The following is a 25,134-nucleotide window of genomic DNA, read 5'->3' as shown; positions in this document are numbered from 1 at the left end:
TATTATTATATGAATACAGAGACTATTGACAACATCAAAATGATAGCGGAAACCGCTAGAGAATTCGCAGAAAAGAACATCAGACCGAATATTATGGAATGGGATGAAAGCCAAACGTTTCCAAAAGAGTTATTCCACCAATTGGGTGAGATGGGTTTTATGGGAATTGTAGTTCCTGAACAATATGGAGGTTCCGGCTTAGGTTATCATGAGTATGTTACTATTCTGGACGAAATTTCTCAGGTTGACCCATCTATTGGTCTTTCTGTAGCAGCACACAACTCACTTTGCACCAATCATATTTATGAATTTGGAAATGAAGAACAAAGACACAAATGGCTTCCTCAGCTGGCTTCCGGAAAAGTAATCGGAGCTTGGGGACTTACAGAGCACAACACAGGTTCTGATTCAGGAGGCATGTCTACTACAGCTGTAAAAGATGGTGATGAATGGATCATCAACGGAGCTAAAAATTTCATTACTCACGCTATTTCAGGAGATATTGCCGTAGTAATGACAAGAACAGGAGAAATAGGTGCTAAGAACAACTCTACTGCTTTTGTTTTAGAAAAAGGAATGCCTGGTTTTACTTCCGGAAAAAAAGAAAATAAACTGGGAATGCGTGCTTCTGAAACAGCAGAATTAATTTTTGATAACGTACGTGTACCGGATTCTCACCGTTTAGGAGAGGTAGGTGAAGGCTTCAAGCAGGCTATGAAAGTTTTGGACGGAGGTAGAATTTCTATTGCTGCATTAAGTTTAGGTACTGCAAGAGGAGCTTACAAAGCTGCTTTGAAATATGCAAAAGAAAGACATCAGTTCGGAAAACCTATTGCAGATTTCCAGGCAATCAACTTCATGTTAGCAGATATGGCTACAGAAATTGATGCCGCTGAACTTCTTATCCAAAGAGCTTCTACACTTAAAAATGCAAAACAAAAAATGACAAAAGAAGGAGCTATGGCTAAATTATATGCTTCTGAGGCTTGTGTAAGAATCTCAAACAATGCAGTTCAGATCTTCGGTGGATACGGATATACAAAGGACTTCCCTGCTGAAAAGTTCTATAGAGACTCTAAGCTTTGTACGATTGGAGAAGGAACTTCTGAAATCCAGAGACTGGTCATCGGAAGAGATATCACGAAATAACATTTTAAAATCCCAATACAAATGATTAAACAGGCACTTTTAGGTGAATTTCTGCATGAAGCTGAAAACACCAAAAAAATTTTACAGGCAATCCCCGACAGCGCACTAGACTGGAAACCGTCCGAAAAAAACTGGACAACCGGTCAGCTTGCCTCTCACATTGCTGAAGTATACAATTGGTACGAATCCACTTTCAATAAGGATATTTTTGATATGGGTACGTATAAGTATGACAAAGGAGATATTTCCAAAGCGGAGAATATCCTTGCAAAATTCGAAGAAAATGTTGCCAACGCACAGAAAGCTCTTGAAAACTCGGATGAGAACACTTATTTCAATGAATGGAAAATGGAAATGGATGGAAATGTACTTTTCCCTCCTATGCCAAAGGTTCAGGTGGTAAGAGCTTTTCTTTATAATCATTTGTACCATCACAGAGGTGAGCTTGTGGTTTACCTAAGATCAACCGGAAATAAAGTTCCGGGACTTTATGGCCCCACTGCTGATGATAAAATGTAATTAAGGATTACATGCATTAAATATAGTAAGCTGTTTCATTCTGGAACAGCTTTTTTTGTCTACTGAATACGGAATAGCATAATAATTTTAATAAATTCAATTTACTAACATTGTTCACGTATCTTTAAATAATTATCAATTTATATTGTCTCATTTTAATTAAATAACAAACAAAATATCAATATATTATTTTTTTTTCAAAATCAACGCATTCTTCATTACTTTCACTTTTCTGTATTAATGAGCCTTTTCAATTATATATAATGTATTGCATAATATATTATGTATAAACTCCAAATGTTCCTTAAAAAATTTTGTTTTTCGTAATATATTTTTTATTAGATTTGACATTCCACAATCAAATTTAATATTTAATATGAAAAAACAATTAACGCTGATTGGAATGCTCCTTATTTCGGGTATTTCTTTCGCACAGACTGACCGTCTTTGGTCTGAAGGTTCAAAAAGAACTTCATCAGAAATCTTTGCAAACAAAACCGGCATCAGCAATCCTAAGGTATACAACCTGGATATCAACGGATTGAAAAACATGCTGGCAAAAGCTCCCAAGAGACTGGCTGCAGGCGAAAAATCAGAACTCATCATCTCTTTTCCGAATTCTGAAGGCAGAATGGAAAATTTTAAAGTGAGGGAGAATTCCAATTTTGCCCCTGAGTTGGCAGCAAAATATCCGGATATCAAATCCTATGTAGGACAAGGTCTGGATGATCCTAATTCCACAGTCTATTTCAGTGTTTCTCCACTAGGACTGTCATCTATGGAAATTTATGGTGACAAATCGGCTGTTTTCATCGAGCCTTACACCAAAGATCTTTCTTCGTATGTAGTGTACAGAAAATCTGACAAAAAAGATGATCTTAACAAATTTGAATGTACCGTGGTGGATGCCGCACAGAAAGGAGTTTCCAATTCTGCTCTTGCAGCAAGACCTAACGCTGACGATGCCAAACTGAGAACATTCAGACTGGCATTATCGTGCACAGGAGAATACACCACTTATTTCGGAGGTACAAAAGCTCAGGCTTTAGCAGCAATGAACACCACAATGACCCGTGTAAACGGTGTTTTTGAAAAAGATTTCGCTGCAAGAATGGTTCTGATTGCCAACAATGATGCTGTCATCTACACCAATGCGTCTACAGACCCCTATTCTGCTGCTTCAGGAATGAGCAACTGGAATTCACAACTGCAAAGCACTTTAACATCTGTAATTGGCGAAGCTAATTATGACATCGGACACTTGTTCGGAGCTTCAGGAGGTGGAGGAAATGCAGGATGTATCGGCTGTATCTGTACAAACGGATCAAAAGGAAGTGGTTATACTTCTCCGGCAGATGCCATTCCTTCAGGAGATAATTTCGATATCGACTATGTAGCTCATGAAATGGGACATCAGTTCGGTGGAAACCACACCTTCTCCATGAATAATGAAGGAACAGGTGCCAATATGGAACCAGGTTCAGGATCAACCATTATGGGATATGCAGGAATTACCAGCCAGGATATCCAGCCGCATTCTGACGCGTTTTTCCATGCAATCAGTATCCAACAAATCACCAATAATATTAAAGCTAAAACCTGCTCTGTTAATACCAATACAGGAAATTCAATTCCTACAGCCAATGCAGGATTAGATTATACTATTCCAAAAGGAACTCCATTCGTACTGACAGGAACAGGAACGGATGCTGACGGAGATTCTTTAACCTACATCTGGGAACAAATGGACAACGCTTCTTCTTCTCAGACAGGAGCAAGTTCCGCCGCAAGTGCTACAAAAGCCTCAGGACCTAATTTCAGATCATGGACTCCTACTACTGCACCTGTAAGATATTTTCCAAGAATGGCTTCGATTTTAACCGGAGCAACTACTACAGCTGGTTCTGAAATCACAGTTGAGGCTCTTTCTTCAGTTGCCAGAACATTAAACTTCAGATTTACCGTTCGCGACAACAAGGCGGGAGGTTCTGGAAATAATTCTGACGATGCAGTAATCACAGTAAATTCAACAGCAGGACCATTCCTGGTAACTTCGCAAAACTCTGCAACGACTTATGCTGGAGGAAGTTCTCAAACCATTACATGGGATGTAGCAGGAACTACAGCAAATAATGTGAATACTGCCAATGTAGATATCCTTTGGTCTACAGACAGTGGAAATACATGGACAACTCTATTAGCAGGAACACCTAATGATGGTTCACAATCTGTAACCATTCCTAATGCTACGACAACTACAGGAAGAATTATGGTAAAAGGATCAAACCACATTTTCTTTGATGTCAACAATGCCAACATCTCTGTCAATGCTGGTTCAGTAACTCCTGACACCGTTGCTCCTACCGCGCCTACCCTTGCAGCTTCAGGAACTACAGCTACAACCACTAACCTTTCATGGTCTGGAGCTACAGATAATGTTGGCGTTACCGGATACGATGTATACCAAGGAGCTTCATTAATTGGTTCTACAGCATCTACTACATACACAGTAACGGGGCTTTCACCTGCAACTACGTATTCTTTCTCTGTGAAAGCAAAAGATGCAGCTGGGAATGCTTCAGTATCTAGCAACACCGTAAGCGTTACGACTCTTTCTGGAGGAACAGTTACTTATTGTTCTTCTTCGGCCTCAAACACAGCAGATGAAAGAATAGGAAATGTAACCTTTGGATCTATCAATAATACGTCTACAGGAACTGCAGGATATGAAAACTTCACTTCAGTTTCCACGAATGTTACAAGAGGAAGCGCTTACACAATTTCCATTACTCCGGTTTGGACTTCCACAAAATACAGCGAAGCTTACGCGGTTTATATTGATTACAACGGAGACGGAGACTTTACAGACAGCGGAGAACTGGCATGGACAAAAGCAGGTTCTACAACAAGTCCGGTTACAGGATCTATTACAATCCCGGCTACTGCTACTGTTGGTTCTACAAGAATGAGAGTAATGATGAAATACAGTTCAATCCCTACTTCTTCGTGTGAAGCTTTCACTTACGGACAGGTAGAAGATTATACCCTTAATATTGTTTCTTCCGGAAAAGGAGATCTTCATAGTACGAAAGATCTGATCACCGATGTGAAACTTTATCCAAACCCTGCAAGAGATATACTTTATATTTCAAATACAACTTCTGAAGATTATAAAATCTTCGATATGGGTGGAAAACTAATAGACTCAGGAAAACTACAAAGAGGATCCGTGAACGTAAGTAACCTTATCAAAGGTGCTTATATGATTCAAATCGGAGAATCTTCTAAGAGATTTGTTAAAAACTAATCCTTTACAATTAAACGATGTAAAAACTGCTCCTTATGGGGCAGTTTTATTTTTTTAAAGTAAAATATCATCACGATAAACAATTATAAATGAAATTAATTACATAAAAACATTTTATTTAAAACAAAATAACTATAATTTGAGTTTTTTAATTTAAATTTATCGCATAACAATATTTTATTGTGCCGTTTACCCAGATTGTATTTAAGGGAGCTCCAAAGCCGTTTTTGATGTCTCATGCAGCTGCTGTTTTTGACTCTATTTTGGAGTAAATTGATATTTCTACACTTTACTGTCAGAAAAGTGTATTATTAAAACAAATTCCAGCCTCAAAAATTTCTCTTACTGAACAGAAAATCATTACTAATCCTCATTTCAGTAATTCATTTAAAATCTTTGTAAATAATATGATGTTTCAAAAAGGTAATTCCCTCTAATACCACATTATTTTAAGATAATTTAAATTTTTTTTATATGAAACATTTATTTAAGTACATCTTTTTTTTAGCCATCACTTCTTTCTCGGTTGCCTGTAGTTCTGATGATGATGAAGTAATAGACATCTATCCGGATGTGACCACTGTATTCTACAAAAATGCGGATGAATTGGCAGTAACCTATGATCCCGGTAATTCGGTAAGTCAAGCCATAAAAAATCAAGCTTATGACCTATACAAAAGGGGAAAATGGAGTGAATTGGAATCACTTTTTAAAGCTAATAATTTAAATGGTGGATGGCCGCCTGCCAACGGAGGTTATAATATTGTTGATGATGTTCCTTTACAGGTTGGACAAAAATTCGACAGATACAGCGGAGCAGTGGGCAACTATACCGGTACCGGAGTTCCTACATTAGGAGGAAGTTTTACAAGTCCTATTATCAATGGTTACACTTATACTTTTACCCAAAGAGCATTAAATCAACCTGAAGACAAGTATGATTTTTACTATGAAATCGATGTTTTGAATAGTTCCATGCAGTTTAAAACCCAAACCGCAGACATCATTCCTTGGTTTAACCAGGCAGGGAAAGGAAAACAAACCATGTGGAAAATCCCTAGCGACATCAACACGGGTTACCAGAAAACATGGAATAAGCTGGCTGAAGAAGGTTATATAAAAGTTACCATTAAGAAAAGCCCAAGCGGAAAATACACTAATTTAGTAGGCACAGTTATTCAGCCATAAATCAACCCAGATGTATTCAATATCAGAAAAAATAAACCTAACCGAAAAAGCTACTGTTGAAAAAAGCACCTTCATCAACGATGAAGCTCTTCCATCAGCAATAACCACTTTCACCTGCTGTCATTGCGGCAACAAAAATACTGTTGCAATAGTACCTTATGAATCAGGATTTCCTGTTCTGCAGCTGTATCATGAAGATAAAGTAGTATCTAAAGATGAATTGTTAAAGCACAAAATTGTCAACGGAACTTCTCAAAGAATGTTGCATTTCGGAGAATTAACAGTTAATGATTTACCTACTTTATATTTTGGTATCGATTGCACTTCCTGTCATTCAAAATATATAGGCGTTTTCAGCTATGGGGAAAAGCAGCCAGGATTGATGATATTGACTATCTCCGGAATCTGGAAATATGAGTAATTGAAATCTTATCTATATCCTATTAAAAGTCCACAAGTTTCAGATTGTGGACTTTTTCTTACTTTAGTGAAGAAATTAATAACATTATTGATAACCAGGAAAACACATTAATTCATGAAAAAGATTACTTTACTTCTTTTCATGCTGTTCTTTGAGCCAGCATATTCACAAAAAACACTTGCCCAGTATCCTGATAACCAGTTTCCATACCAAGGAGGTTCTATCCAATTGTTCTCAGATGTGCAGGACTATTTCCTGAAAAGCGGCTCAAAACCATGTGATCAAAATGAGATGTATTTTGTAAGCCTAAAGATTGATGAGAATGGTAAACCTGCTTTAGTAAAGAAAAAGAGCGATGATCCTATTATAGAAAAGAACAAATGTGCTTTTACTCTTGCTGTCAAATCCTTAGGGAGCTTAAAAAACTGGCAGCCTGCAGAACAAAACGGACAGAAAGTTGCCGCTTATTTCGATTTTCTATTTCAACCCAAAGATTTTTTTGAAAATTACAAACCCGATTACGATATTGTTAAATCATATCAATCCGCTGCCATGCCCGGAGGGATGAAAGCATTTAGAAAAGAAGTTGTTGAAAGCTTAAATAATTATTTGGATTGGGAAACTTACAACCCAAAAGGAACATTTCTTATATCCTTTTCAATAGATGAAAATGGAGACATCACCAATGTAGATATTGAGCCCAAAGTAGAAAACAATAAAATTCTTCTTGAGGATGTAAAATTTGCTCTGAAAAAAATAAAAGGGAAGTGGAGTCCGGCAAAAAAGAATGGAACACCAGTAAAATCATGGTTTAGAATGCCTATTAACTTTAATTCGCGGGAATAAAATAAAAACAATAGACAGCCTGCGCTTTTGAGTCTCATATTTTACTCGTGTACATTTCACATTTTACAAATCCTTTTCTATCTTTGTGGGAAATAAAAAAATTCATGGATAAAATTGATAGTCTGAACCAAGTAGCAGAATTCCATACTACTTTCAAAGCCCCTATTTTAGATACCCCACAAATTCCTTCTCCGGAAAGATGCAATCTGAGAGTAGAACTTTTACAGGAAGAATTAAACGAACTGAAGCAGGCAATTGCTGACAATAATATTGTAGAAATTGCTGATGCATTGTGTGATCTTCAGTATGTTTTGAGTGGTGCTGTACTGGAATTCGGACTTGGCAACAAATTTGTAGAGCTATTCAACGAAGTTCAGCGCTCCAATATGTCGAAAGCATGTGATAATGAAGAACAGGCGAAGGAAACTGTTGAATTTTACAAAGAGAAGGAAGTAGAATCTTTTTATGAAAAGTCCGGAGAAAAATTCAATGTTTACAGACAGGCAGATCATAAAGTATTGAAAAACAAATACTACTCTCCTGCTGATTTAAAATCAATTATCGAAAAATAAAATATGAAAAAATTTATTACCAATATTGTTGCCTTTTCAACCTTGTTTTTGGCTTCACAACAGCTTACTGCACAAAAAGTAGTGGTAAACCGTGAAGTTGAAACCCAGAATGACGGCAAAATGCTTTTGGGAAACCAGTTGAAAGAGCAGTTTTTAAAAGCTCCTTATGCAGATTGGTATGTGAAAGAACATGATGAGTATGTTCTTGATCAAAAAGCAGTCAGTGAATTAAAAAAAGAGAGAATCGGAACCTATGATATTATTGTTTTCATGGGAACCTGGTGTGAAGACAGCCACAGAGATTTTCCAAGACTGATGAAAATATTGGAAGCCGTAGGTTATCCGGAAAATAAATTGAATATTATTGCTGTTAACCGTAAGAAAGAATCTCCTACCGGAGACGAAAGTCTTTACAATCTTCAGAAAGTTCCTACCATTATTCTGAAAAGATATGGAAAAGAAGTAGGTAGAATTATAGAAATGCCTACTACAGGATATATTGAAAGGGATTTGGTTCAAATTCTTAAAAAGAACGATTCATCTGTCATCAAAGAAATTTTTAAATAGATTTTGAGAAATTATAGAACAATATTATCCTTTGTAGCCGGTGCCGGTGCGATGGTGCTGCTGTTTTTTGGTCTGAAATCCTGCCTGAACCCTGGAAATAAAACTGAAAAATCGGATTATTATATCCTGACCAATCAGATTTCCAAGATGAATAAGATGGTGGTCATGGAGCAAAATACTTCCAGTATGCAGAAAACCAAAATGGGTTATGAAGTTTTTGGGAAAGAAATTTCCAGCAACAGCATTATTACGTATACCAAAACCAATGCACAGGTTTCTTATGATCTTAACAAAATGAAGATCGAAGTAGATTCCATCAATAAAAAGCTTATTATTACCGAGCTTCCTGATGCTGAGATCAGAATAACTCCAAGTGTTGAAATTCAATCTTTAGACGATTCTTTTATTAACAGGATCTCGGAAAAAGACATTAAAAATGTTACAGCTAAAGCTAAAGAAACGGCAGAAAAATCAATTGATCAGAATCAGTTGAGAACCGAAGGCCGTAAGCAGCTCATGGAAAACCTGAATAATATTTTTGTACTGGCTAAGGCTTTGAATTATGAAATAGAAGACAAGACCGGAAAAATTGGTATTCTGGGACTTTAGAAAAAAAAATTCTGTTTGGCAAACCCTTTGAATGATAATATCCATATTGTTTACATTTAAAATTCAAACTCATGGATACAAAAGGAAAAACCACCAGGAAAGAATCTGCCAATACCGCAGAAACCCAAAAGCAAAATCAGGATTTCCAGAATATTCCTGCAGCATCAAAAAAGACCAATCCACCTGATATTGACAAAGAAGATGTTCAGAAGTCTTCCAAAAACAAATCAGGAAAAATGGATAACACAAAAAAATAAAAGAGCTTTTAAGGCTTTATATAAGGAAAAACGAAAAGTTCCGTCTCATACGAGGCGGAACTTTTCTTTCTAACTATCTAACTGAACTTTTGTTTCTATACAATGGTCGATTTTCCGATCTTAATATTTTCAAAATTGTAATAAGACTTTTCAGAATATCTGATATGATCGGCAATAAAGCTTCCCACTTCACTTGTGGAGTAATACTGTTTGCTATTAAGATCGATTGTGACATACTTATTCTCAATAGCATGCTCTACCGACTGTCTTAATTTTTCGGCTGCGGTCTTTAAACCAAGATGATCCAGCATCATCGCCACACTTAAAATAGAAGCAACAGGATTGGCAATTCCTTTCCCTTTCGCCTGTGGATAAGATCCGTGAATAGGCTCAAACAAAGCATTCTTCTCTCCTACTGAAGCAGATGGTAATAATCCGATGGATCCTCCGATCACACTTGCTTCATCGGAAATAATATCACCAAACATATTTTCCGTTACAATGACATCAAAATGCTTAGGATTAAGGATCAGCTGCATGGCTGCGTTGTCCACAAACATATAATCAAGCTCTACATCCGGATATTCCGGTGCAATTTCCTGACACGTCTTTCTCCACAATCTTGACGTATCCAAAACATTGGCTTTATCGATAAGCGTAAGCTTTTTCTTTCTTTTCTGTGCTTCCTGAAACGCCATGTGCGCAATCGGAATAATATCTTCACGGCTGTATTTGCAGACATCATAAGCGTAAGCACCTTCCGGATCTGTAAATTTTTCACCAAAATAGATTCCGCTTACCAGTTCTCTGAAAATCTGAATATCAGCACCTTCAATAATTTCTCTTTTCAATGGGCTTTTATCAATCAGAGAGGCATAGGTTTTTAAAGGACGGATATTGGCAAACAATCCTAACTCCTTGCGAAGTTTCAATAATCCCTGTTCAGGTCTTACTTTCGCTTCCGGATTGTTATCAAAAATCGGATCACCAATAGCTCCGAACAGTACAGCATCAGACTCTTTACAGATTTTCAGCGTTTCTTCGGGCAAAGGATTTCCAGTTTTAAAAATAGCCTCTGCACCGATTAATCCATATTCAAAATGGAATTTACATTGAAAAGCTTCAGCAATAGCATCTAATATTTTAATGCTTTCACCGATGATTTCCGGGCCAATCCCATCTCCGGGAAGAACCGCGATTTTAAAATAATTGTCGCTCATTTGCTTTTTGTGTTTTTAATTCAAATTCTGTGATCGTCTGCTTTCTGCTGATTAAAAAATCAATATCGTCATAGCCATTCAGCAGGCATATTTTTTTATAGGAATCAAGCTCAAAGGTTTCTGTGGTATCTTTAAAGCTGATGGACTGTAGTTCTACATCAATAGCGATTTCATTATCAGGATTTTCATTGATACCCTCTAAAATTTCTTTTAAAAATTCTTCGGAAACTTTTACAGGAAGAAGGCCGTTATTCAAAGCATTTCCTTTAAAGATATCCGCGAAATAACTTGAAACAATGACCTTGAATCCATAATCCGTTAAAGACCAGGCAGCATGTTCACGACTGCTCCCACAACCGAAATTATTTCCTGCAACAAGAATCTCACCACCGAATTTGGGATTGTTTAAAACAAAGTCCGGATTAGGTTCCCCAGTATGAATATTGAACCTCCAGTCTCTGAACAGATTCTCTCCGAACCCTTTTCTGTCTATACTTTTCAGGAATCTTGCCGGAATAATCTGGTCTGTATCTATATTTTCTGCCGGCAGTGGAACTGCACGGGATTTTAAAACAACTAATTTTTGCATTTACTTTTAATCTGTTTAGTTTAAACTTTCAAAAGCTGATATTTTACCTTCTATGGCTGCTTTTGCTGCAGTAAGCGGGCTGGCAAGAATTGTCCTTGAGCCTTGTCCCTGTCTGCCCTCAAAGTTTCTGTTGGAAGTGGAAACACAATATTCTCCTTCCGGGATTTTATCGTCATTCATCGCCAGACATGCCGAACACCCCGGCTGACGAATCTGAAATCCTGCATCACTGAATATTTTATCCAAACCTTCCTCATAAATCTGTTTAACCACCTGCTGAGATCCGGGAACAATCAGTGCTTTTACAGCCTCAGATTTGCTTTTCCCTTTAATATACTGGGCTGCAGAACGGAAATCTTCTATTCTTGCATTGGTACAGCTTCCTATGAACACATAATTAACTTTGATACTGTTAACTGCCTGTCCGGCTTCCAGTCCCATATATTGTAAAGCTTTCTCTTCAGATTCATTTTGCGGTGCCGGAATCACTTCGCGGATTGAAATCCCCATTCCCGGATTAGTACCGTAGGTAATCATAGGATAAATATCCGAAGCATCAAAGCTGAGTTCCTGATCAAAAACAGCGCCTTCATCTGTTTTCAAGGTTCTCCAATAGGCTACTTTTTCATTCCAGTCTTCTCCTTCCGGGGCGAATTTTCTTCCCTTTACGTATTCAAAAGTAGTTTCATCCGGAGCAATCATTCCGCCTCTCGCACCCATTTCAATACTCATGTTGCAGACCGTCATTCTTCCTTCCATTGACATTTCTTCGAAGACATTACCTGCATATTCGCAGAAATATCCTGTTCCGCCGTCTGTTCCTATTTTTGAAATGATATAAAGAATCACATCTTTAGGCTGAACATTTTCGTTTAATTTGCCATTGACGGTAATTCTCATTGATTTCGGCTTGTTCAGCAATAAACACTGGCTGGCAAATACCTGAGCTACCTGGCTGGTCCCAATCCCAAAGGCAATTGATCCAAATGCCCCATGGGTAGAGGTATGGCTGTCACCACACACAATACTCATGCCCGGCTGGGTAATCCCTAATTCCGGAGCGATGATATGAACAATCCCCTGATATTGATGTCCCAATCCGAAAAGTTCAATATTATTTTTTTTACAGTTTTCTGTAAGCTGTTCTACCTGATTTCTTGAAAGATCATCTTTAATAGGCTGATCCTGATGCAAGGTAGGTACATTGTGATCCGCAGTCGCAACAATCTGTTCAGGTCTGAAGATTTCCAGATTTCTGGATTCAAGTTCTGCGAAAGCCTGAGGGCTTGTTACCTCATGAATAAGATGTTTGTCTATATAAATGATCTGAGGTCCGTCAGGAATGGTTTCTACCACATGAGCGTCCCATACTTTATCAAAAAGTGTCTTTTTACTGTTGTTCATTGTTTACTTTATCTTGATTTAAATCAAACCTATCCTATTTTTCTGGCGAAAGAATCCATCATAACACTCAGATCATCGTTGTCTATTTCTTTTTTAAGGTCAGCGATTTTCAAAAATTCCTGATACAGATAATCAAGTTCATTTTTGGTAACCTCATAACCGATATGCTTGAAACGGTAAGCCAATGCTGAACGTCCGCTTCTGGCAGTAAGAATGATTGAAGAGGCATTCACGCCTACTTCTGCAGGATCTATGATTTCATATGTTTCCCTGTTTTTAATGACTCCGTCCTGATGAATTCCTGAGCTGTGAGCAAAGGCATTAGCTCCTACAATAGCTTTGTTGGGTTGTACAGACATTCCCATCAGATCAGATACCATTGCGCTCATTTCATTCAGCATTCTGGAATTCACATCAGTATGCAGATTCAGATTTTTATGCTGTTTTAAAATCATGACGACTTCTTCCAGCGCTGTATTACCCGCTCTTTCTCCCAATCCGTTGATCGTACATTCAATCTGGCGGGCTCCATTAATTGCTCCGGCAATAGAATTAGCAGTAGCCAGTCCCAGATCGTTATGGCAATGACATGAAAGCACTGCTTTTTCAATTCCCTTTACGTTTTCTTTCAGATATTTTATTTTCTGACCATACTCTTCCGGCAGGCAATATCCCGTGGTATCAGGAATATTCAGGACAGTTGCTCCTGCTTTGATCACGGCTTCACACACTCGCGCCAGATATTCATTATCCGTTCTTCCTGCATCTTCAGCATAAAATTCAACGTCTTCAACATATGTTTTCGCGTATCTTACTGCATCAGCTGCTCTTTCAATAATATCCTCTCTCGTTGAGTTGAATTTGTATTTAATATGAGAATCTGAAGTCCCGATTCCTGTGTGGATTCTTGGTTTCTTTGCCAACTTCAGCGCTTCTGCTGCTACATCAATATCTTTTTTGTTCGCTCTTGTGAGTCCGCATACCTTTGCATTTTTCACCAGTTTTGAAATTTCTGAAACTGATTCAAAATCTCCCGGGCTGGAAATCGGGAATCCTGCTTCAATGATATCAATTCCTAATTCGTCAAGCCTTTCAGCAATAATCAGCTTCTGTTCCGTATTCAGTTTACATCCCGGAACCTGCTCTCCATCTCTCAGTGTCGTATCAAATATTTCGATTTTTTCGGAATTCATAAGTGAAGTTTTTTACTTAATTTTGGCTCAAAACTACAGCTTGCGATATTTTTTTATTTTCACTTTTCCTGAAAATTACAATATTCAACAGCTCAAAAAACAATTGTATTTATTTATTAATCAATAATTTAATTCCTTAAAATTTACAATGGCAGAATTGCAGAAAGATTTTTTGTTTGTATTGGTAAAGTCATTGACGACCTCTGAAAAAAGACAGTTTAAGCTCTACGTAAACCGACTCGGAATTAACGTAGATGCCAAATTCCTATTGTTATTTTCTGAGATGGACAAGATGAAAGAATATGACGAAAGTATTATTATTGAGAAAAAAATATCTACAAAACAACAGCTTTCTAACCTTAAAGCCCATCTTTACAAACAAATCCTGGTGAGTCTCCGCATGAACCCGAGTCATCAGAACTATAGAATCCAGCTTCGTGAACAGTTGGATTTTGCCAATATCCTGTATCAGAAAGGACTTTATAAACAGGCTTTAAAGATATTGGACAAGACCAAACAGACAGCTTTGGAACTGGATGAAAAAAGTATTGCCTCAGAAATCATAGACCTTGAAAAAGTAATTGAATCACAATTCATTACACGAAGTATTGAAGGTCGTGCCGAAGAGCTTATCAAGCAGTCTCAGGAGATCAGTAAACAAAACCGTTATACAACAAAATTATCCAATCTTTCGTTGAAATTATATAGCGAAATGCTGACCCATGGTTATGTTAAAAACGATGCAGACCGGCAGGAAGTCATGGACGTTTTTAACTCCGAGATTGAAAACATTAATCCTGAGAAATTGAATTTCACAGAGAAATTATGGTATTACAAAGCCCATGTCTGGAAAAACCAGCTTTTACAGGACTATAAATATACCTTGAAATATGCTTATCAATGGGTCGATCTTTTTCACAAGAAACCTGAAATGATCTATAGCCATCCTGTCTGGTATATCAAAGGGAATACGTATTTGCTGAAAATTTTGTTTTTATACGGAAATATTGATATTCTGGAGGAACATTTCCAGAACTTCAATACAATGGTTCATTCGGAGAATTTTGTTCAGAATGAGAACCTTCAGTCTCTTATTTTTCTTACTCAGTACAATACGCTGATGAATATTCACTTTGTAAAAGGAGAATTCTTCACAGGAACCAAACTTATTCCTGAAGTGGAATTAAAAATGGAAAAGCTCAGAGAGAGGATTGATGAGCACCATTTTATGATTCTTTACCTTAAAATGGCCGCCATGTTCTTCGGAAGTAAAATGTTTGAAAAGTCCATTGAATATTCTATGAGGGTTATAGAATCCAAAGGAAATGTACAGGAAGACCTCTTGTTCCATACAAGAATTCTGATCTTAATGGCAAAATATGAGTCTGGCAATGATGAAGATTATGATGAATTTATTGCTTCTACTTTGAAATTTGCGAAGAAAATGAAAAAACCGGAAGAATTCCATTTTGAAAGCATTCAGTTTTTTAAGAACCTGAATAATCAAATCCCGGATCAGAGACAAAAAGCTTTTGAAAGCTTTGATAAAAAGCTGGAAGAATATTCCAATAATGAATATTATAGACGTTCATTATTCTATATTGATATTCATGGATGGATTAAATCCAAAGTTCAGAATGTGGATGTTATTGAGATTATCAAGCAGAAAGTAAAGTATAAAAGAAAGCATTAAATAAGAATATATAAAAATATATTTTTCAATAATTTACAATGTTTTATTTCATGTAAAATAAAACATCAAAAAACATTTTTTAATATAATCTTTTATAGATTTAGGTATTAAGAGGTCGCTCCTCCGGAGCTCTAGTTTTAAATCCCCATACATCCTATTAACTGTTAGCTCCTATGGAGCTGGTTTTGATGAAGTCCCATAAAAATAAAGCTCCAGAGGAGCGACCTGTTAATTATACCTTAATTTAATTCGATAAGAATGATTTTATTTATACATATTCTCTATGAAATCCAATGCATTTTTGTGACTAATCTTTTCTAACAATTCGGAAGAAAAACGTTTTTCAATTTCTTTATTGATTGCATTAAAAGCAGATGCATCGTCATAGCCCTCAAAGAAAATAGGATATCGGGATTTATCCGGATGGTTTTTCCAAAAGAAAAAATCTGCTCCATAGGCAATTGCATCTTCTGCTCCTAAATCAAGGCCGTACTGAATATGTTCATATAACATTTCCGGATTTGTATCATCGACACAATTGCGGATAAAATTGAGTCCGATCAGCCCTTTTCTTTTAATCACTTCTTTCGCCAGTTCATCGGGAAGATTTCTCTTTTTATCATGTACCTGTCTGTAGTTGGAATGGCTTGCGATAATAGGAATTTTGTAGTTTCTCTGATCAATATAATTAAGAATTCCATAGGCAAGCTGATCACTGGTGTGGGCAAGATCAATAGCAATGTTTTTTTCTGAGAAATAGTCAAGCAAGACTTTTCCGTCATCTTTCAACCCTACATCGGAATTATTCCCTCCTCCAAAGCGGTTTTCAGTATGATGGGTTATTCCAAGGTAAAGAATTCGTTGTGTTTTTTCAATAATCGCTTCCAGATTTTTAAAACCCGTTTCCAAAGTGTCATCTTCGCCACAGAAGCCGGATGCATTTTCAATAGAAGCGATAACTCCTACTTTGCCTATATTTTCAGGATTTTTATAATTGTTACCATCGAATAAGAAAAAACTTTCATTTTGCAGGAGATCTGAAAATATTTCGCTCTGTTTTACTCCGTAAGCAGTACTATTTTGCCCTGTCGCGGAGTATATAGCCATCACCTGAAGCTTTACATTTCCTTCTTTTAAATAAGGAAGTGAGCATCCAAGTTCTTTGTCGTTAATTAATGAACCCGGCTCCAGCAAATAGCATAATAAATCGCAGTGAAGGTCAACATTTATAGCATTCATATTAATTGTAATTAATTTGTTTTTAAAGACTTACAAATAGACTAAGTATCTTAATATTGGTGTTATCTTGAATAAAAAATCAAAGGTATTTTTCTATGAAAAACGAAATATGGAATTCAGTGAGACTAAAACCATCTGCATCTTTTACATTTTTAATATTAATTCTCATTCTAAATATATGCTAATATAGTATTTTATCTAAAAATTCCGTATTTTTGCATCTTAAAATTTCTTAGTAAACAATGATAAAAATTACACTTCCAGACAATAGTGTCAAAGAATTCGAGGGAGCAGTGACTCCCCTTGATGTGGCAAAATCTATAAGCGAGGGATTGGCTAGAAACACCATTTCCGCAATTGTTAATGACAAACAAGTAGAAACGACCACACCTATAACCACGGATTCTACGGTACAGCTTTTGACCTGGAATGATGATCTTGGAAAGAAGGCTTTCTGGCACTCTTCTGCCCACCTTCTGGCGCAGGCAATCCTTGAGTTTTATCCTGATGCTAAGTTGACCATCGGTCCTGCTATCGAAAGCGGATTCTACTATGATGTAGATTTCGGGGATGAAAGTCTATCTGAAAAAGATTTTGAGAAGATTGAGAAAAAGATCCTGGAAAATGCAAAGAAAGGTTCTACTTTCTCTTTATATCCGGTTTCTAAAGAAGAAGCTTTGAAGACGTATGCAGATAACCCTTACAAAGTGGAATTGATCTCTAATCTTAATGATGGGGAAATCACTTTTGTAACCCACGATAACTTCACAGATTTATGTCGTGGTGGTCACATTCCGAATACAGGAATCGTAAAAGCGGTTAAAATATTAAATGCAGCAGGAGCTTACTGGAGAGGTAATGAAAAGAACCCACAATTAACAAGAGTATATGGTATTTCTTTCCCTAAGCAGAAAGATCTGACAGAATATCTAGAAAGATTGGAAGAAGCTAAAAGAAGAGATCACAGAAAATTAGGTAAAGAACTTGGAATCTTCGCATTCTCTGAAAAAGTAGGTGCAGGTTTACCACTTTGGCTGCCAAAAGGTACTGCTTTAAGAAGAAAACTGGAGAATTTCCTTTCTGATGCTCAGAAAAAAGGAGGTTATGAATTCGTTATGTCTCCACATATTGGAGCCAAAGAATTGTATGTAACTTCAGGACACTGGGATAAATATGGTGAAGACAGCTTCCAGCCGATTAAAACGCCGAACGAAGGAGAAGAATTTTTGCTGAAGCCGATGAACTGTCCTCACCACTGTGAAATTTACAAAACTTCACAATGGAGCTACAGAGATTTACCAAAAAGATATGCAGAATTCGGTACGGTATACAGATATGAGCAAAGTGGAGAGCTTCACGGTTTAACGAGAGTTCGTGGATTTACTCAGGATGATGCTCACTTATTCTGTACTCCGGATCAGCTTTCTGAAGAATTTGAAAAAGTAATTGATCTTACGTTGTATGTATTCAAATCTTTAGGGTTTGAAGATTTTGTAACTCAGGTTTCATTAAGAGATCCTGAAAACAAACAAAAGTATATCGGTTCTGATGAAAACTGGGAGAAAGCAGAAAGTGCGATCATCAATGCAGCTCAAAAGAAAGGTTTAAAAACAGTTGTAGAATACGGCGAAGCGGCATTCTACGGTCCGAAGCTTGACTTCATGGTGAAAGATGCTTTAGGAAGAAAATGGCAGCTTGGAACGATTCAGGTAGACTATAACTTACCGGAAAGATTTGATCTTCACTATATCGGAAATGATAATGAAAAGCACAGACCGGTGATGATCCACAGAGCACCTTTCGGTTCTATGGAGCGTTTTATCGCTATTCTGCTGGAAAACACTGCAGGTGATTTCCCGTTATGGCTAAGCCCGGATCAGTTTATTATTCTACCAATCAGTGAAAAATATGTAGATTATTCAAAAAAAGTTTCACAATTTTTGGAAAATCACGATATTAGCGGTCAGATTGATGAAAGAAATGAGAAGACAGGTAAAAAGATCCGTGATGCTGAATTGAAGAAAATTCCTTTCATGCTTGTTGTAGGAGAAAATGAAGAGAAAGAAGGCACGATTTCTGTAAGAAGACGTGGAGAAGGTGATCTTGGAGTGATGAAGCTGGAGGATTTCGTTGCTTACTTCAAAAAAGAAGCAGCCATATAACTTTTAAATTAAAAGATTGAAGGATTCAAAAATTTAAATAATTAACTGGAATCTTTCAATTTTAAATATTTAAATCAATTAAATTAAGTAATTAACCAATAAAATTATAATACAATAGCACAAAGATTTAACAACAGGGGCCCACAGAGACGTCCGGTACAAGAGGACGCTCACTTGATCAACGATAAAATTCGTGTGAGAGAGCTTCGTTTAGTGGGCGATAACGTAGAGCCAGGAATTTACCCAATTGACAAAGCAAGACAAATTGCGGCGGAACAAGAATTGGATTTAGTAGTAATTTCTGACAAGGCAGAACCATTTATTGCAAGAGTATTGGAATACAAGAAATTCTTATACGAGCAAAAGAAAAAACAGAAGGAACTTAAAGCCAAGCAGGTAAAAGTGGTAGTAAAAGAGATCCGTTTCGGACCTCAGACTGATGATCACGATTACGAATTCAAAAAGAAGCATGCTGAAAAATTCCTTGAAGAAGGTTCTAAATTAAAAACCTACGTATTTTTTAAAGGACGTTCGATTATCTTTAAGGACCAGGGAGAAATTTTGCTTTTAAAACTTGCTCAGGAACTTGAGCATGTGGGTAAAGTAGACCAACTTCCTAAACTTGAAGGAAAAAGGATGATTATGATGATGAGTCCTAAAAAACCAGCAAAATAATTAAGTCATTATTTTATATAAAGAAACCTCAAATTACTTTGAGGTTTTTTTATGCTTATATTTTAAAACAAGACTTTCCCGGGCTACTCTACGGCTTATCCCTCAAAATCTCCACAGTCATGTTCTGTGAAAAGCGGCAAAGCTTTTTTGGTGGTAAAATATTTTGATATTCTTTTGTTCTTTAACTCCAGTTTTTTGCCTTCTATCACAAGTTCGTAAACGGGTGCTTTATCTATTTGAGTTAAAATATAGGTTCTTTCCGGTGTTTTAAAGATCGTTTTGTTTTCTTCAGTAGTGTATGAAAAATCATCAATTTCAAAAGTGTCTTTTTCATCACAGACGTTGGTCCATCTGATCTGCTTCTTCGTTATAGAAAGACTGGCCAAATCGCATGAGTAACAGTTCCCGGAGAATTCTATACCATATTTATCATGCACATTGGGGCTTTTACTATTCAATACGTCAATAGGAACCAATGTTGAAAAATCAGCTGGAATTTCTACTGGTTCCGGATCATTCTTCACTGGTTCCGGTTGAGATGATGCCACTTCTTTTTGAGTATCCGGAGATGTATTTGTTTCTGTTTTTTTGTCTGAAGAAGGTGAACAGGACGCCAATAAAGCAGTCACCATTGAAAGGCTGATTATTAAGTTTTTCATTTTTAAAAAGTAAATTACAATATTGAGGTTTTCATTTTGTAAAATTCTCCAAAATCCATCGTTCAAAATATCCCTGTTTTCGGCCATTTATTCCCTATATCAGGTGGTTTTGTTGGCTGCTGGTCTTAATACTGATACATTTGCGCAAAAATATAAAAATGAAAGTCATCAATCAATTCTTTATATCATCCATGGTGATTCTTGCAGGATGTAACCAAAAGGATAAAACATCAGAAACACATAATGTAAAAACTGAAGTAAAGCAGAAAACGGTAACATTTGCCGATTTCAAAAAAATACAAGGCGTGGACAATGTTCAGGAGGTACCGTTTCAATTATTTACTAAACTGGATTCTGTACAGTTTTTTACCGCGCCGAATACAGATGCTCCCTATTTGAAAATGCCTTACAATAAACTCGATAATTATTATGGATTTGAAGAGTTTGAGGACTTCTATTCTATTCATTACAGCATTAATAATAACATTTCGAACAGTATTGAAGCGTTGGTCCTGAAGTCGGAATTCACACCGGCATACGAACTTACGTTAAAAGGGGTTGACCTTTATGAGATCAGAAGCAGCACTTTTAGAGAATCTAGTGATTCTAAGAATAAATCTTTTAAGAAGTTCGGGACCATTGTGGAGATTTCTGAACAGGAATTTAAAGCCAGTTCAAAAAAACAAATTGGTGAAAAGCTGGTAAAAAATCCCAATATACAACTGCAGGCAGATAACTGGGTTTACAAAGAAAACGGCAGAGAAGACGTCATTACACAACATGAAAGTATCTCTACCGAGACCGGACCGCTTGCCAATGAATATGTAGGAAGGTCACCCTATTTAAACCTGGAAGTATTCAAAGAAAATTCTGATGAAGCTGCAGATTCCTACTATTCTTTTTACAGTTTAAAAAATGCAGTTATGTTTGAACTGAGTACAGAAGGTTATCCGCAAATCCTTCCAACTAAAGGCTGGGTTACCTTCGTTTCATCCAATCATGATGTGGGGAGTAATTTTGTTATTTCTAAATACTTTCCTCAAACTAAGAAACAGGACAACCTTTTATATGTGAATTTCACCAACTTTAAAATAGCAGATGATAAAAAGGCTTTCTGGACCGATAATGACACTTTCTATGCAGAAGTCTACCCTCTTAACTCTGCTTCGGCTAATGGTAAAAAACATAAAACGGCTTATATAAAAATCCAGCTGAAGACTGACCTGCTTTAATTTGATGAAATAAAAACCCCTGAAATCAGCGAGTGCACAGGGAAATAAAGTCTAATATCTTTGCTGCAATTATTTAAAGAGATACAATGAAAAAATTAAGTTTGACCCTTCTTTTTTGTTTATTAAGCTTTATGACTTTTGCACAATCGTTAAAAGTCGTTATTAAACAGGATGGAAAAGTAATTGAACCCGTGAATGATGTTTATGAACTGAAAAAATCTCCTTTTTTATTTGAAATCACGTCTTCCAATCTGGAAGGATTTTTAGTGGGTGCCACAACAAATAAAGATATCTATGCAGGAGCTTTGGGCGTTTTGAATACTGAAGTTCCATGGTTCCAGAATACAGGTATGGCCGAAGAGCTCTATAACAAGGATAAAGAAATGTTTCTGATGGATTCCGCGCCTTCATACTGGTATTATACAGATGCAAAAGATCACAGATTTGATAAAAACCCAAAAGGCAATGCAAAGCAATGGACTGCTACCCGTACAATTACAAGATTTTATGATATCATGGTAGATCAGCCCATCAGTTTAAAAGATTTTGACGGCAGCGTTTTCATCCTGATGTACCAGCCGGTTTACAATGACGAATACGATTTAGTAGACAAAAAGAATCTGTTTCAGGCTGCGTTGAAATTTAAAGATTAACCGTACACACCCAAATTATTTGATTATATAAGAAAAAGGCTGCTCACATGATGTGAGCAGCCTTTTTTCGGGATGATTATTTTATTCGATAATCAAGCCGTATTCTATAGCTAATTTTATAGCTGAACTCAGGTTGGAGGTCTGAAATTTTTCGATAAGATTTTTGCGGTGGCTTTCTACTGTGTGCGGACTTATAAAAAGCTTTTCCGCCATTTGATTGGTAGTAAGCCCTTTTGCTGCTTCACCCAGAATTTCTTTTTCTCTTCTGGTTAGTTTCGGAACCTGACTTAATCCGTCTGTTGATTTTTTCTCCAGAACAGCTTTGGTTTGAGAGCATAAAAACCTGTTACCGCTATATACAGCATTAATTCCTTCGATAATTTCGGAAACTGAAGCATTTTTTTGAATATATCCTAAAGCACCTTCCGCCAGAGTACTGTTGATGACGGGCAGTTCGTTATGAACACTAAGGATAATAATCTGAAGGCTGCTGTACTTTTTCTTTAAAGGTTTGATGAGTTCAATGCTGTTGGTATCATCCAGATTAATGTCGAGCAGCAGAATGTCAACCGCCTGTTTTGCAAGGCCTGCATTCATTTCGGAGACACTTTTGAAACATTCTACGACATCTATTGTTCCGCTGTTGCCTAAAATATTTTTCAGACCTTCCAATAGAAGCGGATGATCGTCTGTTATGGCTACTTTTATCATGTTTAATGAATAGGGATTTGAAGTTCTATACTGGTGCCAATATTTAATTCGGAGGTGATATTCATGGTTCCTTTTAAAAACTGGACTCTCAATTCTATATTGTGAAAACCTGCCGTTTTTCTAACGTCTAAATTGGTATGATCGAAACCTTTACCGTTATCCTCTACTGTAAGATTTATTAGGTTTTCTTCTTCGCTTATCTGAACAATAATTTCGGAAGTATCGGCATGTTTTATCGCATTATTGACCAGTTCCTGAATAATCCTGTAAATGATCAATTGCTTTTCTTTCGATATGGAATTGCTGTAATTGATAAACTCTGTATGGATTTCCAGAGCATGATTGGAAATTCGTGAAGCAAACTCCTGAATAGCCACTTCCAGACCGTATTTTGTTAATAAATCAGGCATTAGATTATGTGCCACCCTTCTCAGTTCTTCCACAGCACCATCGATCTGTTCAATTGATTTTGAAATTCCTTCTTCAATATTTTCGGATTGATGAGGATTTAAATAAGAAAGTTGATGCTTAGTTCCGGACAGCAAACCTCCCAGTCCGTCATGGAGATCACGGGCCAGACGGCCACGCTCCTGCTCCTGCCCTTCAAGCAATGCAGTAAGGGTAGATATTTTCGAGTTTTGCTTTTCCTGTTCCATGGCTAAAGCATGCAGTTCGTCTCTTCGTTTAATAGACCTGGCACGCTGCTTATAGGCATACAGCAACAAGAGGATCAAAATGATGAAAAAAATAATAAAAAAAATGTAGTACGTATTGATCTTTTCCTTGAACGCCAGGAGTTTTTTAAAGGTATTAATATCGTTATTCTTCTGTTGGGTTTCCAGTTTTGCCAAACGAAGCTGCTGTTCTTTTTTCTCGGATTCAAGTTCTGAGAATTTCAGTCTTTCACGCTGGTTTTCTTCTACCAATTTTAGGTTGTTATAAACCTGTTCACGCTGTGCACGCAAAATATTAATAAGTTTGATTTCCTGTGCTTTCTTGTCGCTTTCGAGCTGTAGCTTGATGTACTTTTGCTCCTGTCGCTCTTTATCAAACTGTGATTCTAATCTTTTGGTGATATCCAGTTTTTCCTGATCGTAAATGCTCTTGTATTGATCAACATAGCTTTTATAATAAGTCAGTGCTTCTTTATAATTGCCCTGCTCTTCACTAATTCTGGATAGAGATTCAAGGATAGACAATTCTATCATATGATTTCTTACCGGGCTTTTCCCAATTTCCATGGAGGCTTTCAGAAAATAAGATTTGGCTAAATCATAATTTTTATCCTGCAATGCCAATTCTGCCAGAATTCCAAAGGAAGAAGCAATGTGAATAGCATCACCAATCTCCAGGCTCACTTTATTGGCTAACTGTGCATACTGCATAGCTTTATTACTGTCAAACCCAGTATATAAATTAGCTAAATTGATGGCAGCATATGAGAGGCTGTTTCTGCTAAGCATCGCATCTTTATTTTTATTAAAAGTCGCAATAGCCTGTAAATAATACTGTTCCGTTTTATTTCGAAACATTGTATTGGATGGCTCCTGTGTATATTTTTGTTCATATACGTACCCCATCCGCATGTAAGCATCAAAGATAAGATTGGGGTCATTTTGCTTGGAAGCTAACAATAGAAATTGTTTGCTGTATTTTTCTTCCAGCTGATATTCATTCAGGTCAGAATAAATGGCAGATAATTCCTTGGCTGCATTACCCAATCTTCCATATAGTGTGGAAGTAGTTGGTGAGTTTTCATAATATTCGATCGCTTTCAGGTAAGCAGCGACAGCATCGGTCGTTTTATTATTGCGTACCAGAATCCAGCCTTTTGCATATTGTACATAACCCTTTGCTTCATTACTATTCGTTTTTAAGCTGTAGGCCTTTGCCATATCGAGGCTTTTTGAAGACTCCGCGGCTTTATTATCCAGCCGGTAATTCATGGCCTGTACCGCATATAAAATTGTGGCATACTTTCCATCCGCCTCTTTTGCAGCAAGGGAAATATTAGTATCTAAAATCTGGTAAGATTTGGGCTTAAGATTATGAAAGAATAATGCTGTAGCGTACCTGGGAGCCAGGTTAAGCTGTTCTGCCGTATTGTTTGAGGCATGGCTGTATTCTCTTTCTAATTTGCTTAAAACATCCTGTGCCTGAGCAAAAAACGGACAAGTAAGTAAAGTAAATATAAATAATAACCTGTGCATCAAACCCTTATCTTTATTAAATTGCATTCCATTAAGGAAAGTAAATATAGGCAAATCCC

Annotated in this window: 23 protein-coding genes; 15 read left to right on the top strand and 8 right to left on the bottom strand. The window is 36.8% G+C overall.

The window, feature by feature from the left end:
- Positions 1-9 precede the first annotated feature (9 nt).
- The 10 genes from RHP76_RS03175 (at position 10) to RHP76_RS03130 (ending at position 9,435) form a co-directional block, all read left to right on the top strand.
- A complete protein-coding gene (locus RHP76_RS03175; RefSeq protein WP_120231072.1) occupies positions 10-1,149 on the top strand; it encodes an acyl-CoA dehydrogenase family protein in 1,140 nt (379 codons plus the stop codon).
- Between the two features lie 21 nt (positions 1,150-1,170).
- The gene (locus RHP76_RS03170) at positions 1,171-1,668 is read left to right on the top strand and encodes a DinB family protein (RefSeq protein ID WP_311229462.1); all 498 of its coding nucleotides are present in this window, start codon (positions 1,171-1,173) and stop codon (positions 1,666-1,668) included.
- Positions 1,669-2,044: 376 nt separating this feature from the next.
- Complete coding sequence (locus tag RHP76_RS03165) at positions 2,045-4,975, top strand: reprolysin-like metallopeptidase (RefSeq protein ID WP_311229461.1); 2,931 nt, start codon at positions 2,045-2,047, stop codon at positions 4,973-4,975.
- 474 nt (positions 4,976-5,449) lie between these two features.
- A complete protein-coding gene (locus RHP76_RS03160; protein ID WP_311229460.1) occupies positions 5,450-6,163 on the top strand; it encodes a glycohydrolase toxin TNT-related protein in 714 nt (237 codons plus the stop codon).
- A gap of 10 nt (positions 6,164-6,173) precedes the next feature.
- Complete coding sequence (locus RHP76_RS03155; RefSeq protein ID WP_311229459.1) at positions 6,174-6,584, top strand: hypothetical protein; 411 nt, start codon at positions 6,174-6,176, stop codon at positions 6,582-6,584.
- A 114-nt stretch (positions 6,585-6,698) separates the two neighbouring features.
- Positions 6,699-7,430, top strand: a complete 732-nt coding sequence (locus RHP76_RS03150) for an energy transducer TonB (protein WP_123278243.1) — start codon at positions 6,699-6,701, stop codon at positions 7,428-7,430.
- Positions 7,431-7,534: 104 nt separating this feature from the next.
- Positions 7,535-8,002, top strand: coding sequence for a pyrophosphohydrolase domain-containing protein (locus RHP76_RS03145; RefSeq protein ID WP_034694493.1), 468 nt, complete (start codon positions 7,535-7,537; stop codon positions 8,000-8,002).
- Positions 8,003-8,005: 3 nt separating this feature from the next.
- Complete coding sequence (locus RHP76_RS03140; RefSeq protein ID WP_062669728.1) at positions 8,006-8,569, top strand: TlpA family protein disulfide reductase; 564 nt, start codon at positions 8,006-8,008, stop codon at positions 8,567-8,569.
- A gap of 3 nt (positions 8,570-8,572) precedes the next feature.
- Positions 8,573-9,178, top strand: coding sequence for a DUF4230 domain-containing protein (locus RHP76_RS03135; RefSeq protein WP_062669730.1), 606 nt, complete (start codon positions 8,573-8,575; stop codon positions 9,176-9,178).
- 71 nt (positions 9,179-9,249) lie between these two features.
- The gene (locus tag RHP76_RS03130; RefSeq protein ID WP_120231068.1) at positions 9,250-9,435 is read left to right on the top strand and encodes a hypothetical protein; all 186 of its coding nucleotides are present in this window, start codon (positions 9,250-9,252) and stop codon (positions 9,433-9,435) included.
- 95 nt (positions 9,436-9,530) lie between these two features.
- Here the strand turns inward: RHP76_RS03130 and leuB are convergent, their stop codons facing one another.
- From leuB to RHP76_RS03110, 4 genes are read right to left on the bottom strand one after another with little or no spacing between them, the layout of a single operon-like run.
- Complete coding sequence (gene leuB / locus RHP76_RS03125; RefSeq protein ID WP_120231067.1) at positions 9,531-10,655, bottom strand: 3-isopropylmalate dehydrogenase; 1,125 nt, start codon at positions 10,653-10,655, stop codon at positions 9,531-9,533.
- Positions 10,636-11,244: a 3-isopropylmalate dehydratase small subunit gene (gene leuD, locus RHP76_RS03120; RefSeq protein WP_062669734.1), complete on the bottom strand. Its 609-nt coding sequence runs from the start codon at positions 11,242-11,244 to the stop codon at positions 10,636-10,638. The genes leuB and leuD overlap by 20 nt, the downstream gene beginning before the upstream one ends.
- Before the next feature lie 15 nt (positions 11,245-11,259).
- Positions 11,260-12,648, bottom strand: a complete 1,389-nt coding sequence (leuC, locus tag RHP76_RS03115) for a 3-isopropylmalate dehydratase large subunit (protein ID WP_216444644.1) — start codon at positions 12,646-12,648, stop codon at positions 11,260-11,262.
- A 29-nt stretch (positions 12,649-12,677) separates the two neighbouring features.
- Entirely contained in the window at positions 12,678-13,841 is a 1,164-nt protein-coding gene (locus RHP76_RS03110; protein ID WP_120231065.1) for a 2-isopropylmalate synthase, read from the bottom strand.
- Between the two features lie 148 nt (positions 13,842-13,989).
- On the opposite strand from RHP76_RS03110, the gene RHP76_RS03105 reads away from it, so the two are divergent.
- Positions 13,990-15,534, top strand: coding sequence for a hypothetical protein (locus RHP76_RS03105; protein WP_311229458.1), 1,545 nt, complete (start codon positions 13,990-13,992; stop codon positions 15,532-15,534).
- A 264-nt stretch (positions 15,535-15,798) separates the two neighbouring features.
- Here the strand turns inward: RHP76_RS03105 and RHP76_RS03100 are convergent, their stop codons facing one another.
- Positions 15,799-16,773 carry a dipeptidase gene (locus tag RHP76_RS03100; protein ID WP_311229457.1) on the bottom strand — a complete coding sequence of 325 codons (975 nt, stop codon included), beginning with the start codon at positions 16,771-16,773 and terminating at the stop codon, positions 15,799-15,801.
- A 242-nt stretch (positions 16,774-17,015) separates the two neighbouring features.
- Here RHP76_RS03100 and thrS point away from each other — a divergent pair, with 242 nt between their 5' ends.
- Both thrS and infC read left to right on the top strand, forming a co-directional pair.
- Positions 17,016-18,935 (top strand): threonine--tRNA ligase, encoded by a 1,920-nt coding sequence (thrS, locus tag RHP76_RS03095; RefSeq protein WP_062669742.1) that lies wholly within the window; start codon positions 17,016-17,018, stop codon positions 18,933-18,935.
- Positions 18,936-19,109: 174 nt separating this feature from the next.
- A complete protein-coding gene (gene infC / locus RHP76_RS03090) occupies positions 19,110-19,610 on the top strand; it encodes a translation initiation factor IF-3 (RefSeq protein ID WP_027372223.1) in 501 nt (166 codons plus the stop codon).
- 95 nt (positions 19,611-19,705) lie between these two features.
- Here infC and RHP76_RS03085 read toward each other — a convergent pair whose 3' ends face one another.
- Positions 19,706-20,269 (bottom strand): hypothetical protein, encoded by a 564-nt coding sequence (locus RHP76_RS03085; RefSeq protein WP_288444627.1) that lies wholly within the window; start codon positions 20,267-20,269, stop codon positions 19,706-19,708.
- A gap of 158 nt (positions 20,270-20,427) precedes the next feature.
- Here RHP76_RS03085 and RHP76_RS03080 point away from each other — a divergent pair, with 158 nt between their 5' ends.
- Entirely contained in the window at positions 20,428-21,501 is a 1,074-nt protein-coding gene (locus RHP76_RS03080; protein WP_311229456.1) for a resolvase, read from the top strand.
- Between the two features lie 86 nt (positions 21,502-21,587).
- Positions 21,588-22,154, top strand: coding sequence for a hypothetical protein (locus RHP76_RS03075; RefSeq protein ID WP_120231060.1), 567 nt, complete (start codon positions 21,588-21,590; stop codon positions 22,152-22,154).
- Between the two features lie 81 nt (positions 22,155-22,235).
- On the opposite strand, the gene RHP76_RS03070 is transcribed toward RHP76_RS03075, so the two are convergent.
- Both RHP76_RS03070 and RHP76_RS03065 read right to left on the bottom strand, forming a co-directional pair.
- On the bottom strand, positions 22,236-22,865 hold the full coding sequence (locus RHP76_RS03070; RefSeq protein ID WP_120231059.1) for a response regulator transcription factor: 630 nt from the start codon (positions 22,863-22,865) through the stop codon (positions 22,236-22,238).
- 2 nt (positions 22,866-22,867) lie between these two features.
- Complete coding sequence (locus RHP76_RS03065) at positions 22,868-25,075, bottom strand: tetratricopeptide repeat-containing sensor histidine kinase (protein WP_288444634.1); 2,208 nt, start codon at positions 25,073-25,075, stop codon at positions 22,868-22,870.
- Between the last annotated feature and the right edge of the window lie 59 nt (positions 25,076-25,134).

Origin of the sequence: Chryseobacterium sp. SG20098 (genome assembly GCF_031844745.1) — a bacterium.
Lineage (GTDB): Bacteria > Bacteroidota > Bacteroidia > Flavobacteriales > Weeksellaceae > Chryseobacterium > Chryseobacterium cucumeris.
The sequence above is the reverse complement of the archived record's forward strand: the minus strand, read 5'-3'. Positions and strand labels throughout refer to the sequence as shown.

Bases quoted from the DNA above. Each gene is read 5' to 3' on its own strand.
- RHP76_RS03175 (WP_120231072.1), top strand. From the start codon at position 10: ATGAATACAGAGACTATTGACAACATCAAAATGATAGCGGAAACCGCT.
- RHP76_RS03170 (WP_311229462.1), top strand. From the start codon at position 1,171: ATGATTAAACAGGCACTTTTAGGTGAATTTCTGCATGAAGCTGAAAAC.
- RHP76_RS03165 (WP_311229461.1), top strand. From the start codon at position 2,045: ATGAAAAAACAATTAACGCTGATTGGAATGCTCCTTATTTCGGGTATT.
- RHP76_RS03160 (WP_311229460.1), top strand. From the start codon at position 5,450: ATGAAACATTTATTTAAGTACATCTTTTTTTTAGCCATCACTTCTTTC.
- RHP76_RS03155 (WP_311229459.1), top strand. From the start codon at position 6,174: ATGTATTCAATATCAGAAAAAATAAACCTAACCGAAAAAGCTACTGTT.
- RHP76_RS03150 (WP_123278243.1), top strand. From the start codon at position 6,699: ATGAAAAAGATTACTTTACTTCTTTTCATGCTGTTCTTTGAGCCAGCA.
- RHP76_RS03145 (WP_034694493.1), top strand. From the start codon at position 7,535: ATGGATAAAATTGATAGTCTGAACCAAGTAGCAGAATTCCATACTACT.
- RHP76_RS03140 (WP_062669728.1), top strand. From the start codon at position 8,006: ATGAAAAAATTTATTACCAATATTGTTGCCTTTTCAACCTTGTTTTTG.
- RHP76_RS03130 (WP_120231068.1), top strand. From the start codon at position 9,250: ATGGATACAAAAGGAAAAACCACCAGGAAAGAATCTGCCAATACCGCA.
- leuB (WP_120231067.1), bottom strand. From the start codon at position 10,655: ATGAGCGACAATTATTTTAAAATCGCGGTTCTTCCCGGAGATGGGATT.
- leuD (WP_062669734.1), bottom strand. From the start codon at position 11,244: ATGCAAAAATTAGTTGTTTTAAAATCCCGTGCAGTTCCACTGCCGGCA.
- leuC (WP_216444644.1), bottom strand. From the start codon at position 12,648: ATGAACAACAGTAAAAAGACACTTTTTGATAAAGTATGGGACGCTCAT.
- RHP76_RS03110 (WP_120231065.1), bottom strand. From the start codon at position 13,841: ATGAATTCCGAAAAAATCGAAATATTTGATACGACACTGAGAGATGGA.
- RHP76_RS03105 (WP_311229458.1), top strand. From the start codon at position 13,990: ATGGCAGAATTGCAGAAAGATTTTTTGTTTGTATTGGTAAAGTCATTG.
- RHP76_RS03100 (WP_311229457.1), bottom strand. From the start codon at position 16,773: ATGAATGCTATAAATGTTGACCTTCACTGCGATTTATTATGCTATTTG.
- thrS (WP_062669742.1), top strand. From the start codon at position 17,016: ATGATAAAAATTACACTTCCAGACAATAGTGTCAAAGAATTCGAGGGA.
- RHP76_RS03085 (WP_288444627.1), bottom strand. From the start codon at position 20,269: ATGAAAAACTTAATAATCAGCCTTTCAATGGTGACTGCTTTATTGGCG.
- RHP76_RS03080 (WP_311229456.1), top strand. From the start codon at position 20,428: ATGAAAGTCATCAATCAATTCTTTATATCATCCATGGTGATTCTTGCA.
- RHP76_RS03075 (WP_120231060.1), top strand. From the start codon at position 21,588: ATGAAAAAATTAAGTTTGACCCTTCTTTTTTGTTTATTAAGCTTTATG.
- RHP76_RS03070 (WP_120231059.1), bottom strand. From the start codon at position 22,865: ATGATAAAAGTAGCCATAACAGACGATCATCCGCTTCTATTGGAAGGT.
- RHP76_RS03065 (WP_288444634.1), bottom strand. From the start codon at position 25,075: ATGCACAGGTTATTATTTATATTTACTTTACTTACTTGTCCGTTTTTT.